The sequence below is a fragment of the Denitrobacterium sp. genome, from assembly GCF_056180635.1.
Genome location: NZ_JAZZJS010000079.1, coordinates 125,151 through 138,110, shown reverse-complemented (window position 1 = coordinate 138,110; position 12,960 = coordinate 125,151). Strand labels below are relative to the sequence as shown.

Annotated in this window: 9 protein-coding genes; 7 read left to right on the top strand and 2 right to left on the bottom strand. The window is 61.3% G+C overall.

Annotation, left to right across the window (positions count from 1 at the left end):
* Positions 1-97 precede the first annotated feature (97 nt).
* Positions 98-1,288: a hypothetical protein gene (locus AC04P6_RS07370; protein ID WP_475565974.1), complete on the top strand. Its 1,191-nt coding sequence runs from the start codon at positions 98-100 to the stop codon at positions 1,286-1,288.
* A 365-nt stretch (positions 1,289-1,653) separates the two neighbouring features.
* Here AC04P6_RS07370 and AC04P6_RS07365 read toward each other — a convergent pair whose 3' ends face one another.
* Positions 1,654-2,631, bottom strand: coding sequence for a LuxR C-terminal-related transcriptional regulator (locus AC04P6_RS07365; protein WP_475565973.1), 978 nt, complete (start codon positions 2,629-2,631; stop codon positions 1,654-1,656).
* 292 nt (positions 2,632-2,923) lie between these two features.
* Here AC04P6_RS07365 and AC04P6_RS07360 point away from each other — a divergent pair, with 292 nt between their 5' ends.
* From AC04P6_RS07360 to vapC, 5 genes are all read left to right on the top strand, one after another.
* Complete coding sequence (locus tag AC04P6_RS07360; RefSeq protein ID WP_475565972.1) at positions 2,924-4,522, top strand: YfcC family protein; 1,599 nt, start codon at positions 2,924-2,926, stop codon at positions 4,520-4,522.
* A 249-nt stretch (positions 4,523-4,771) separates the two neighbouring features.
* Complete coding sequence (locus tag AC04P6_RS07355; RefSeq protein ID WP_475565971.1) at positions 4,772-6,613, top strand: NAD(P)-binding protein; 1,842 nt, start codon at positions 4,772-4,774, stop codon at positions 6,611-6,613.
* Positions 6,606-9,308 carry a formate dehydrogenase subunit alpha gene (fdhF, locus tag AC04P6_RS07350; protein WP_475566013.1) on the top strand — a complete coding sequence of 901 codons (2,703 nt, stop codon included), beginning with the start codon at positions 6,606-6,608 and terminating at the stop codon, positions 9,306-9,308. The genes AC04P6_RS07355 and fdhF overlap by 8 nt, the downstream gene beginning before the upstream one ends.
* A gap of 199 nt (positions 9,309-9,507) precedes the next feature.
* Positions 9,508-9,660 carry an AbrB/MazE/SpoVT family DNA-binding domain-containing protein gene (locus AC04P6_RS07345; RefSeq protein WP_475565970.1) on the top strand — a complete coding sequence of 51 codons (153 nt, stop codon included), beginning with the start codon at positions 9,508-9,510 and terminating at the stop codon, positions 9,658-9,660.
* Positions 9,657-10,064 (top strand): type II toxin-antitoxin system tRNA(fMet)-specific endonuclease VapC, encoded by a 408-nt coding sequence (gene vapC / locus AC04P6_RS07340; protein ID WP_475565969.1) that lies wholly within the window; start codon positions 9,657-9,659, stop codon positions 10,062-10,064. Before AC04P6_RS07345 ends, vapC begins: the two co-directional genes overlap by 4 nt.
* A gap of 2 nt (positions 10,065-10,066) precedes the next feature.
* Here vapC and selA read toward each other — a convergent pair whose 3' ends face one another.
* Positions 10,067-11,338, bottom strand: a complete 1,272-nt coding sequence (selA, locus tag AC04P6_RS07335) for an L-seryl-tRNA(Sec) selenium transferase (RefSeq protein WP_475565968.1) — start codon at positions 11,336-11,338, stop codon at positions 10,067-10,069.
* 246 nt (positions 11,339-11,584) lie between these two features.
* Here selA and AC04P6_RS07330 point away from each other — a divergent pair, with 246 nt between their 5' ends.
* A complete protein-coding gene (locus AC04P6_RS07330) occupies positions 11,585-12,943 on the top strand; it encodes a Na+/H+ antiporter NhaC family protein (protein WP_475565967.1) in 1,359 nt (452 codons plus the stop codon).
* Positions 12,944-12,960 lie beyond the last annotated feature (17 nt).

Here is a 12,960-nt window from a genome sequence, read left to right as displayed (position 1 = left end):
GTTGTGTACAATTGAGATGCGGGTTCGCCCGTAGAGTACATGGGCGCTGCGCGTTGCTGAATGACGGCACTTCGCGCGGCATGGAGTAGGAGGGACTATGGTCAAGATTGAACGGGGAGGGCATCGCATTGCCATTGTGGTGCTTCTGGCCGCGATTGCGGTTGTAATTGCTATGGCGGCGCGTCCGGGGACGGCGCTTGCCGACGAGCAAGCGGCTGGCGCGCTTTCCGATGTGGTGAAGGCGGATTCGAGCGGCTTGCCCCTGCTGGGCAACGACTACGTCTGGGCGGGGCAGGAAATGTGCCTGCAGGGCGAATCGCTTCGCAACGACTATCTGGGTGCGGGCGATAGCATCGCGCTGCTCGATTGCGATGTGCTCGGCAGCGTTCGCGCCGCGGCCCGCAGCATCGACATCGCCGACACGTCGGTGGTGCAGAACATCACGGTAGCGGCTCAGAGCATCGACATTCGCCAGAGCCGTGCGAACGTCATCGCCGCCTCATGCGAGTCGTTCTCGTATAGCGGTCTGTGCTCCAACATGGTCGTGTACGCCGGGCGCGTCTACATCGACGGCGAGGTAACGGGCGACGTCTCCGTGCAGGCCGGTTCGGTGGAAGTGGGCCCGAACGCCCATATTGCCGGCACGCTCCACGTCAACGCTTCCAGCGATCCCGTGGTGTCGCCTGAAGCATCGGTGGGCAATTTGGAATTCACGCGCATCGATCGCGGTAACGATGCGGGCGTTGCCGGCGCGGCAGGTGCCGTGTTCGCTGGCATGCTTTCCGGCATGTTCATCGTGCTTGCCCTCCTGTCCGTCGTCTCCACGATTGTGGTGGCGCTTCTGGCCGAGTGGCTGTTCCGCCGCCATACCCTGGGCGCGGCGCGCATGATGCGCGAGCGCACGGGTGCCATGGTGGGAACGGGCGTCATCGGCGCCGTGGTGGCTCCTGTGGCGGTTATCCTGCTGTGCGCGCTCGTGGTGACGCTGCCAGTGGCTGGGGCTCTCACGTTGGCCCTCATTGCCCTCACGATCGTTGCCGAGGGCTTCCTGGGGGCTTCCATCTTCAAACTCGCGTTCCCCAAGATGGGTCGCTTCAAGTGCGCCCTGGCGGGTGGCGCAATCGTCGGCGTGGTGGGCGCGATTCCGTTCGTTGGCGGCATCGTGCGCGTGCTCGCGTTCATGTATGCCTTGGGGTACGTGCTCCAGAGCGTTTTCCTGGGTAGTCGCGGCGCCGACGCATCGCAGGGCGGGGAAGGCGCTCCCGCTTCGAATGCTTCCGCGCAGTAGTTTCATTGCATAAGCCGTCTTCGCAGGGTGGCCGCACTCTGGCGCGTGTCCGATGGGATGCGCGCCATTTTTATGCGCTCATGCGGCCTTAGCGGGGCAAAATATTCACGCCCTGCCCATAATCGTGAGGATTCTATTCAAATAAACCGTTATAAACCGTGAAAATTTGCAAACATGCTTGCAAAGTGAGCGAATGAGGGGCAATATACGCCTCACGAGAACGGCGGCATTCGCGTTGTGCCCTCCTTTTCGCTCAATGCAGCCGGGCCTTTGCTATCTCTCACATTACCCGAGCAAAGGGCATTCCGTTCGACTACTAAGCGTCGTTTCCATACGACGCTTTTTTATTTCTCGCGGGCCCCGTCCTAGGCGCTCCAGAAATCGCGTACGAGGGAATGGCGGTCGGGCTGGGCCGTCTTCTTCAGGATGTTGTGCACATGCACCTTCACCGTCGAAAGCGCCAGGTTCAAGTCGCTTGCGATGTTCTGGTTGTCTTTCCCCATCACGATGAGGCGTATGACGTCGCACTCGCGCTTCGAGAGGCAGTTCTTCTTGGCGTAGAGCGGCAGCACGCGCTCGATCGATTCCTCCATGGCCTCGTCCTCGCGCTCGGGAGGCGCGTCGTAGCGCAGGTGAAGCGTTTCGCCCGCCCAGCGCATCGTCGTGAGCGCCAGGCAGAGGAAGAGCATGTTTTCCATGGGGCTGCGCTCGCTGAAGAACCACATGTCGTCGGGTAGGGTGGACGGATCGAAGATCAGCTGGACGTAGACGTTTTCCAGCACGATGCCCACGGTGCAGGCCAGCGAGACCCAGTATGTGACCTTGTGTCGCTTCAGGGCCGAGCGCATTACCTCGTCGCCCGTAGCGAACCAGTAGGCGATGACGCCCATCATCCAGAATAGCAGAATCTCGCGCATGGAATAGAAGCAGAACTCGCGCGCCTGCACGTTTCCGATAACGTTAAAAGCGATAAGGCTCGCGATGGCATACGCGACGATGGGGACCACCGTGAGCGCCCTGCTTTCCTTGCCCAGGTAGCTGCAAATGGCGCGCCATAGGAAGTAGAACATGCCCGCTCCCGTGACGATGGTTGCCTGCGGGTTGCCAACGTCCCAAAACGAGGATGCGTTCAGCACTTCGGTGGGCGTGATGAAGTCGTCCTTGAACACGAGCGACACGTCGATGAAGTAGAAAATGAAGCAGATGGTGAGAAAGAGGAACGGCTTTCGGTGCGAGACGAAATACGCCGAAAGGCTCGTTGCCGAGGCCATCATATACACGAACATAACGCTGAGCGTGTAGTAGAACAAAACGGTAAGCATCGCGCCAAGCCTCTCTCTCATCCCTCATGACGTCGTGCCGTTTAGCGTGGTTCATTCTATACCTCATTGCCGGATAGCGCGCTTGTACCTGCGGGCTATTCGGTGACGTGAGCTGCGGTTTATTAATGGTGTATGCGCGCGCGGGCAGATTTAGTCACGAAATACATCTGCGCAGCGACTCTTCTACATCTGGGCGCTCTTTTTTCCTAATGCAAAAGTTGCGGTATCGGCGTTGTGCCGATAGCGAGCATGTGCCCGGGAGTCCGAATGTGCGGATGAGCCCATGCTCGTTTATTCGAGTAGAGGAGGAAGCATGGCTGAGGGAGCAGCATCTGTTTCGGCGCCTATGGAAGGAGCTGAAACGAAGGCAAAGCGGAACAAGGGGAAGCGCAAGTTCAGTTTCCCGTCCGCGTTCACCATCTTGTTCGCGGTGACCATCATCGCGGCCCTGTGCACGTACTTCGTGCCGGCGGGTCAGTATAGCAAATTGCTCTACGATACCGACACGGGCATGCTGCAAATGACGGCCCCTTCGGGGGAGGTCGTCGAGCTTGACGCAACGCAGGAAACGCTCGACGAACTTGGCGTAAAAATCGATATCGAACAGTTCACGTCTGGCGCCATCACGAAGGCGGTAAGCATCCCGGGAACGTATGAGAGCCTCGAGCAGAATCCGTTCCCCTTCACCGACATACCCTATGCGATGGTGTATGGCGTTATAGACGGCATCGACGTCATGGTGTTCATCCTGTGCTTGGGCGGTCTTATCGGTGCCGTGAAGGCAACGGGGGCGTTCGAGAGCGGCCTGAGCGCCCTCACGCGCAAGACCAAGGGGCGCGAGTTCCTGCTGGTCTTCGGCGTGTCCTGCTTCATGATCTTCGGCGGCACCATGTGCGGCCTGGAAGAGGAGGCCGTGGCCTTCTATCCCATCCTGGCACCCGTGTTCATCGCGCTTGGGTACGACTCCATCGTCACCGTGGGCGCCATCTTCATGGCCAGCTCCGTGGGCACGACGTTCTCGACCGTGAACCCGTTCTCGGCCGTTATCGCCTCCAATGCCGCAGGCACGGTGTTCACCGAGGGTATCGGCATCCGCCTGTTCGGCCTCATTGTGGCATCCATCGTGTACATCCTGTACCTGTACTGGTACAGCAAGAAGGTTAAGGCGAACCCCGAGTTCGGCTACGCCTACGAGGATAGCGCCAAGTTCAATGCCATGTGGAAGCTCGAAGACGGCGCAGGGGAGCAGCATGTGTTCTCCGCCCGCAAGAAGATCGTCCTGTGCATCTTCGTGGCGGCCTTCATCATCATGATCGTGGGCGTTATGAGCCTGGGCTGGTGGTTCCCGCAGATGGCCGCCGAGTTCGTTACGCTGGCCATCGCCGTTATGCTCATCGGTGGCTGCGGCAAGCAGGGCATTGGCGAGGCCAAGATGGTCGACGCGTTCAGCACCGGCGCTTCCAGCCTGGTTCCCGTCGCCCTCATCATCGGCCTGGCCCGCGGCGTTAACTACGTCCTGAATTCCGGCCTCATCAGCGACACGATGCTCTACAGCGCCAGCAACATCGTCGCCGGCATGAGCGGCCCCGTGTTCATCATCGCGCTGCTGCTCATCTTCTTCGTGCTCGGCTTCGTGGTTCCCTCCTCGAGCGGCCTGGCCGTGCTGAGCATGCCCATCTTCGCGCCCCTGGCCGACACGGTGGGCATTCCCCGCTGGATCATCGTTGCCGCGTACCAGTTCGGCCAGTACGCGATGCTCTACATCGCGCCTACGGGCCTGATCATGGCAACGTTGCAGATGCTGGACATGAAGATGTCCCATTGGTTCAGGTTCGTCTGGCCGATGATGGTGTTCACCCTCGTGTTCGGCGCGGTGCTCCTGAGCATTTGCACCCTGGTGTTCGCCGTGTAGCGCCAGCTGCCCGAAATACCGTCCTTTGGCGTCGTTCCGTCTTGGAGCGGCGCCATTTTTGTGCTTGTCGGCCAATGTTTCGATTGTGTTACATGTCGATGCGGCGGACGTGTAGTTATTAGGGGAAAGAAACGCTTTTGCGCGATGGGGTGTTAGCCCGATGGGGTGGTCGGTACAATTACGGTAACGCGAGATGCCGCGAAGCGCATGCATCCGCGCAAGACGAGAAGCGGTTATGCAAGGAGATGTATGTCAACAGTAAAGTTCGGCGCGCACGCTCATGCGGATGCGCGTATCGGCGAGTTTGTGCAGAAATTCCCTCGCCGTGCTGAGGCTACGCCGCCGGGCATGTGCCCCGTGGCAGTTGTTCAATCGCTATTGCAGACGTCGGCGGCCCAGACGTGCGGAAAGTGCGTTCCCTGCCGCGATGGCCTGCCCCAACTGGCCAAGATGGTCCAGTCAGTGCTGGATTGCGAAGCCACTCCCGAAGACCTGGAGCGCATTCGCGCATTCGCGGAGGTTATCGCCGATTCCTCCGACTGCGCCATCGGCTACGAGGCCGCCCGTTCCGTGCTGGAGGGCCTCGACCTGTTCGCAGACGAGTTCGCCAGCCATGTGAACGAGCGTAGCTGCCTTTCCGATGTGGAGCAGACGGTTCCCTGCGAGACGCTGTGCCCCGCGCACGTGAACGTGCCGGCGTACGTGGCCCTGGCGGGCCAGGGCGATTTCGCGGGCGCCATCGGCATGATCCGCAAGGACAATCCGTTCCCCACGGCGTGCGCGTTCGTGTGCGAGCATCCTTGCGAGACGCGTTGCCGTCGCAAGCTCCTCGATGCCCCCATCAACATCCGCGGCATCAAGAAATACGCGGTAGACAACCTGCCTGCCGACGCCGTGCCCACGCCGAAGCGCAACCCCGACACGGGTCGCAGCGTCGCCGTTATCGGCGGTGGCCCCGCCGGCCTCACCTCCGCCTACTACCTGGCCCTCATGGGTCATAAGGTCACGGTGTTCGAGTCGCATCCCGAACTGGGCGGCATGATGCGCTACGCCATTCCGCCGTATCGCTTCCCGCGCAAGCGTCTCGACGAAGACGTGAAGGCCATCCTGTCCGTCGGCAACATCGAGGTGCGCTACAACACCACGGTCACCGCGGAAGACATGAAGGAAATCGCCGAGTCGTTCGACGCCGTGCACGTGGCCATTGGCGCCCAGAAGGGCCGTACGCTCGACATTCCCGGCGCTGCTGGCGCACGTGGCATCATTCCCGCCATCGATGCGCTCGCCCATGCCGGCCTCCCCACGTTCCCCGACATGCAGGGCAAGAACGTGGTCATCGTCGGCGGTGGCAACGTGGCCATGGACGCCGCTCGTTCCTCGGTGCGCGCCGGCGCCGCCAGCGTCACGGTTGCGTATCGCCGTAGGCTCGAGGACATGACGGCCCTCGACGCCGAAGTTCACAGTGCCATCGAAGAGGGCGTCGAAATGCTCATGCTGCAGTCGCCCGCATCCGTCGAAACCGACGAAGATGGCAACTGCGTCGCCCTTATCACGCAGCCCCAGATGATCAGCGCCGTGAAGCGCGGTCGTCCTGCTCCCGTGGCTGCCAACAAGCCCGAGGTGCGCATTCCCGCCGACCTCATCCTCGTTGCCATCGGCCAGGACATCGTTTCCGCGCCGTTCGAGGAATTCGGCCTGAAGGCCAATCGCGGCTGCTTCGCCACTAGCGCCGAGCTGCAGACGGAAAGCCATCCCAACGTGTTCGTGGGTGGCGACTGCCAGACGGGCCCCAAGACGGTCATCATGGCCATCGCCGCCGGCAAGGTCGTCGCTCGCAACATCGACGAGTACCTGGGATTCCACCATACGCTCGACTGCGGCGTGGAGGTTCCGCCCGCGGCTCCCAACGACCTCACCGAATACGGTCGCGTGGAAGTGGTGGAGCGCCCCGCGCGCGAACGCAAGCTCGATTGGAATGCCGTAGAGGTCGAAATGACCAAGGAAGAAGCCGTTCAGGAGTGCGGTCGCTGCCTGCGTTGCGATCACTTCGGCTGCGGTACGCTCGTGGGAGGACGTGTTGAAATTGATTAATCTGGTTATCGATGGCCAGCAGGTTTCCTGCTCGTCCCATGACACCATTCTCTCCGCCGCCCACAAGGCGGGTATTCGCATTCCCAAGCTGTGCTTCCTGAGGGGTACGAACGATATCGCCTCCTGCCGCGTGTGCGTGGTAGAGGTCGAAGGCGCGGGCCGCTTGGTTACCGCCTGCAACACGCCTGCCGAAGAGGGCATGGTCGTTACCACGAACTCGCCGCGCGTCATGGCCGCCCGCCGCACCGCGCTGTCTCTGATCCTGGCCAATGGTGGCCAGGCTGCCCTGCAGGCTCCCGACGGCCAGGCGACCGAGTTCGCCAAGGTCTGCCGCGAGTGCGGCGTGGAAGCGTCGGAATTCGAAGTGGCCACCAAGGAGGAAAAGCCCGTCGTCGAGGGCAATCCGTTCCTGGCGTACGACCCCAACCTGTGCATTCAGTGCCAGCGTTGCGTGGGCGCCTGCAACAAGCGTGCTGGCAACCATACGCTCGTGGCTGGCAAGCAGGGCGTGCGCTCCACGATCCTGGCTCCGTTCGGCCCCGATTGGAAAGCCACCGACTGCGAGTCGTGCGGCAACTGCGCCGAGGCGTGCCCCACGGGCGCCCTCACCGAGCTTCGCAAGCGCGCCTACAATGCCAGCGAGGTAACGTACACGCGCACCACGTGCCCCCATTGTGCCGTTGGCTGCCAGTACGACTTGGTTGTGAAAGACGGTCGCATCGTCGACACGCGTGTTGCGAAGGGCCCCTCCAACAATGGCCTGCTGTGCGTGAAGGGCCGCTCGGGCAGCTTCGACTTCGCCCAGTCTCCCGACCGCCTCACCACGCCCCTCATCAAGGACCGCGCCACGGGCGAGTTCCGCGAGGCATCGTGGGATGAGGAGCTCGACCTGGTTGCGTCCAAGTTCACCGAGCTGCGCGATACCTTCGGCGGCAAGGCGCTTGCGGCGTTTGCCTGCGCGCGTTCCGCCAATGAAGACATCTACATGCTTCAGAAGATGGCACGCACCGCGTTCCGCACCAACAACGTCGACAACTGCGCACGCGTGTGCCATGCCCCCAGCGTTGCGGGCCTCGCCCTCACGCTCGGCTCCGGCGCCATGACGAATACCATTCGCGATATCACGAAGGGCGTCGACGTCATCATGCTCGTGGGTTCCAACCCCGAGGAAGCGCATCCCGTGCTGGGCATGCAGATTCGCCAGGCCGTGGAATCGGGTACGAAGCTCATCGTCGTCGACCCGCGTAACATTGGCCTCACTTCGAAGGCCGATATCCACCTGAAGCTGCGCCCCGGCACGAACGTGGCATTCTCGAACGGCATGGCCCACATCATGATCGAAGAGGGCCTCATCGATCGCGAGTTCATCGAGCAGCGCACCGAGAAGTTCGAAGAGTTCAGCCGGATGGTGGCTTCCTACACGCCCGAGCGCGTGGCGGAAATCTGCGGCATCGACGCACGCGACCTCATCCAGGCCGCCCGCCTGTACGCGTCCGCCGAAAAGGCCCCCATCATCTACTGCCTGGGCGTTACCGAGCATTCCACGGGCACTGAAGGCGTTATGTCGATGTCGAACATGGCCATGCTCTGCGGCAAGCTGGGCAAGCCCGGTTGCGGCGTGAACCCCATTCGTGGCCAGAACAACGTTCAGGGCGCTTGCGACATGGGTGCGCTGCCCACCGACTTCACGGGCTATCAGAAGCTTACCAACGAAGACGCCGTGAAGAAGTTCGAAGAGGCCTGGGGCGTCGAACTGCCGCGTTGGCAGGGCCTGCGCGCCACGGAAGTGTTCCCGGCCGCCATTGCGGGCGATGTTAAGGGCCTGTTCATCTTCGGCGAAGACCCGGTACGCACCGACCCCGATACGAACCATGTCATCCGTGCTCTGCAGAGCCTCGACTTCCTGGTGATGAGCGAGCTGTTCATGACGGAAACGGCCAAGTACGCCGATGTCATCCTGCCCGGTCGCGCCTACGTGGAAAAGGAAGGCACGTTCTCGAATACCGAGCGTCGCGTGCAGCGCATTCGCAAGGCCGTGGAAGGCCCCGAAGGCTCGCGCCTGGATATCGACATCTTCGTCGACATTATGAACCGCATGGGCTACAACCAGCCCCAGGTTACGTCGGCGCAGGTTATGGACGAAGTTGCTAGCCTCACGCCGTCGTTCGCGGGCATCAGCCATGCGCGCCTCGACAGCGAGGAAGTTGCCGGTCGTGGTCTGCAGTGGCCCTGCCTGGGCCCCGACCATCCGGGTACGCCCATCATGCACGTGGGCAAGTTTACGCGCGGCTTGGGTGCGTTCTCGGTTGCGGAATACCGTCCGTCGCAGGAACAGCCCGACGAGAGCTTCCCGCTCATCATGATGACGGGCCGTATCCTGAACCAGTACAACGCGTGCGCCATGACGGCTCGCACCGAGGGTCTGAACGAGATCTGCGGTTCTTCGTTCATCGAGGTCAACACCAAGGACGCTGCCGAACGCGGCATTGCCGATGGCGACAAGGTGCGCGTGTTCTCGCGTCGTGGCGAAATCACCTCGACCGCGCGCGTGTCCGATAAGACGAACGTGGGCGAGACGTGGATGCCGTTCCATTTCCAGGATGGCAACAGCAACTGGCTCACCATCGCCGCCCTCGATAACATCTGCGCCGCACCGGAATACAAGGTGTGCGCCATTCAGGTCGAGAAGGCGTAAGCGCCCTTCATACTCAAGCGCAGGGGAGCGCGGGCATCTGCTCGCGCTTCTTTTTTGTTGCCGTGCGTTTCTATGGGGTATATACTTAAGTATATACATAAGGTAGGAGGTGTTGGAAATGCTCACAGCCAAGGTCATAGCAAACGGGGGTTCGCAGGCCGTCAGGATTCCCAAGCCATATAGGTTCAATAGCGACGAAGTGTACGTAAATCGTATCGGCGGGGTGGTGTGTCTTATGGAAAAGGGCAGCGATCGCGCTGAGGTAATGGCGCGCGCACTCGAACTGCTCACCGACGACTTTATGCAGGAAGTGGATGAACTGCCTGTTCAGGATAGGAACCTGTTCGAATGACCCTGTATATGTTCGACACCAATATCATCTCGTACTTGCTGCGTGGCTCATCCGAAAGCGCGCGCAAGCGACTGGCGCAGCATGCGGCCGACGATTTCTGCATTTCGTCGATAGCCTACGGCGAGCTGTCGTACGGCGTGCTTCATAGTTCCAATCCCACGCGCAACCAGGTAGCGCTTAGCTTGTTTCTGTCCGGGGTAGATGTGCTCCCATTCGATGACGAGTGCGCTCAGGAATATGCGCGCATCCGCAACGACCTGGCGGTTGCGGGGAAGATGATAGGTGCGAACGATTTGCTCATCGCCGCGCACGCCGTTGCGGCGAAGGCAACCCTGGTAACGCATAACGTGCGCGAGTTCTCTCGTGTCCAGGGTCTTGCGATCGACGATTGGTGTGTGGGGTAGGGCTATTTCCGCAGTTCCGTGAAGTACGAGGCGATGCCTTGGGCGATGGCCTCAACTTCGTCGTTATCGAGCAGCGTGCGTGCGTCGCAGATAAGCTGTTCGTCTTGAACCGTGGCTAGGATGGGCGTGGGACACTCCTGCGCCAGGTATGCGCGCGCGTCTTGTGCGTTGCCGTGCAAAAAGCGTATCGCAACGCGGAAGGTGGGAATGTCGCAGGCGCGCAGGTTGTGCTCATCGGCATGCGATATGCCGGGGATTATTTCCGGCACGGCGTTGCCGGGCTTCACGGTGGCAAGAATCGCGCTTTTCAGCTGCTCGGCCCGTTCCGCCGTGTCTTCGGGGCGCTCGGTGAGCATGCGCAGCGTGGGGATGGCCGTGATCGCATTGCCTTCCGCATGCAGGCGCAGCGTTGTTTCGAGGGCAGCCAGCGCCATGTTGTCCAGCTGAAGCATGCGTGCCATGGGGCTCTTGCGCAGGCGATCGATGCATTTCCTGCGTCCCGCGAGAATGCCAGCCTGCGGCCCGCCCAGCAGCTTGTCGCCGTTGAAGGAAACGATGTCGGCCCCTTCCCCCAATGAGCGAACGACGCGTTCTAGTGGATGGAAATCCTCGGCGAAAGCTTCTGCGCTAGTGGGGCCCAGGTCGAGGTACTCGTATAGGGCAAGCGATGCGCACGAACGCTTCTCGATTGCCTTATCGGCGAGTTTTCGCAGCTGGCGCATGCTAACCGTCTCGGCATTTCCTTCGATGGCGAAGTTTCCGGGCGCGGCTTTCAGCAGCAGGGCGCTTTCGGGGGTGAGGGCGCGCTTGTAGTCGTCGAAGCGCGTGCTATTCGCGCAGCCCACTTCCGCCATGCGCGCGTTCGCCATGCTCAGGATGTCGGGAATGCGCAGGCCGCCGTCGAGTTCCGCGAGCTCGGCTCGGCTGATAACCACCTCGTGCTCGCGGGCGAATTCCGTGAGCACGAGCAGCATGGCGGCGGGGTGGCTGCTCACGGCAAGTGCCGCCTCGGCCCCGGTGAGCTCGCATAGCAACCGCTCGTAATGGGAGCGCCTGTTGGCGTGCGCCATGTTCGACACGCTGTATTCCACGTTGCAGAATCCGGAGGCCGCCTGGCATGCGGCGATAACTGCCTCGGGTGACATAATGCCGTTACCCAAATCGGAGCGGATGATCGTTCCCGTGGCATTGATGACGCGCCTGAGCGAGGGGCGCCCTTGCGCGTTGCTGCTCGCAAGGGCCGTGCTGGCGTATGCGCTTGAAACGTGTCCCATGATGCGTGCTCCTTCGGGTTTTTCGGCGCGGGTATGCAGTCCCCGGCCGAAGCGAAGCAATCGGTGGCTATACGCATCGTAGCGCAATGCGGCATGCGTGAGCGCGCATTTCTGGGGGCCTGCGGCGGTCTCGTTGGCGTTTCCCCAGGTCGCGTATGCGCGGTATTCGTCTTTATCGTGCCCGGATGATATTTCCGCCCGCGTCGAGTACAATCTTCCGGTGTCATTTTTCGGGAAGGATCGAACATGGTGAATACGGAAAAGAAGAGCGCGCTCGCACTCGTTCCATTCCTGACGTTCATCGTCGTGTATCTGGGCGCGGGCCTCATTCTGCAGGCCCAGGGCGTCGAGCAGGCGTTCTACCAGTTCCCCGCGGTAACAGCCGTGTTCATTGCGACTATCGTCGCCTTCGCGCTGTTCCATCGCAACGGCATCCACGGCAACTTCGCCGTGTTCGCGCGCGGCGCTGGAAGCGAAGACATCATGACCATGCTCATGATCTTCCTGCTTGCGGGTGCGTTTTCCGAGGTCGCGAGCGCAATGGGCGGCATCGAGTCGACGGTTAACCTGTGCGTTTCGTTCGTTCCCGCCGCATGGCTCGTGGTGGGCATGTTCGTGATTTCCGCGTTCCTTTCCACCGCCACCGGCACGTCCATGGGCACGCTGGGTGCGCTCGTTCCCATCGCCCTGGGCATTGCCAATGCGGCGGGCATCGAGCTTCCCATCGTCGTGGCCTCGTGCATCGGCGGCGCCATGTTCGGCGATAACCTGTCGATGATTTCCGACACGACCATCGCGGCCACGCGCACGCAGGGCGTGGAGCTGAAGGACAAGTTCCGCACCAACTTCTTCTGCGCGCTTCCCGCCGCCGTGGTTGCCATCGTGCTCATGCTCATCTTCGCGCCCATCGCGGCTACGGGTGCCGCCGAGGTGGGCAGCTACGACCTGCTGAAGGTTCTGCCGTACGTGCTGGTTCTTGTGCTGGCGCTGCTGGGGCTCAACGTGTTCCTGGTGCTCGTTTCGGGTATTGCCGTGGCAGGCATCATCGGCATCGCGTATGGCGACCTCACCGTGCTCACGCTTTCCACGGAAATCTGGGTGGGCTTCCAGAACATGATCGAGGTGTTCATCCTCTCGATCTTCATTGGCGGCATTGCCGAGCTCACCAAGGAACATGGTGGCTTGGGCTGGCTTATCGACAAGATTGGCAAGGGCCTGCATGGCAAGCGTTCCGCCCAGGTGGGCCTGTGCGCGCTGGCCGGTCTTACCGACGCCGCTACGGCAAATAACACCATTGCCATCCTGGTTGACGGCGAAGTGTCGCGCGACCTTAGCCAGAAGTACCGCATCGACCCGCGTCGCACGGCTTCCATCCTCGATACGTTCACCTGCATCGTGCAGGGCCTCATTCCCTACGGCGCGCAGTTCTTGCTGGTGGTAAGCCTTACCGGTGGTGCGGTGAACATCATCGACGTGATTCCCTATAACTACTACCTGTTCCTACTCGCGTTCTTCACGATTCTCTCCATCTTCGTCCCCGCGTACGAGAAGCTCACGCTCAAGGGCGAATGGGATTGGGAGAAGGGCAAACCCGCAGGCGAATAGGCGCGTGTATCGTTTTT

Bases quoted from the DNA above. Each gene is read 5' to 3' on its own strand.
- AC04P6_RS07370 (WP_475565974.1), top strand. From the start codon at position 98: ATGGTCAAGATTGAACGGGGAGGGCATCGCATTGCCATTGTGGTGCTT.
- AC04P6_RS07365 (WP_475565973.1), bottom strand. From the start codon at position 2,631: ATGAGAGAGAGGCTTGGCGCGATGCTTACCGTTTTGTTCTACTACACG.
- AC04P6_RS07360 (WP_475565972.1), top strand. From the start codon at position 2,924: ATGGCTGAGGGAGCAGCATCTGTTTCGGCGCCTATGGAAGGAGCTGAA.
- AC04P6_RS07355 (WP_475565971.1), top strand. From the start codon at position 4,772: ATGTCAACAGTAAAGTTCGGCGCGCACGCTCATGCGGATGCGCGTATC.
- vapC (WP_475565969.1), top strand. From the start codon at position 9,657: ATGACCCTGTATATGTTCGACACCAATATCATCTCGTACTTGCTGCGT.
- selA (WP_475565968.1), bottom strand. From the start codon at position 11,338: ATGGGACACGTTTCAAGCGCATACGCCAGCACGGCCCTTGCGAGCAGC.
- AC04P6_RS07330 (WP_475565967.1), top strand. From the start codon at position 11,585: ATGGTGAATACGGAAAAGAAGAGCGCGCTCGCACTCGTTCCATTCCTG.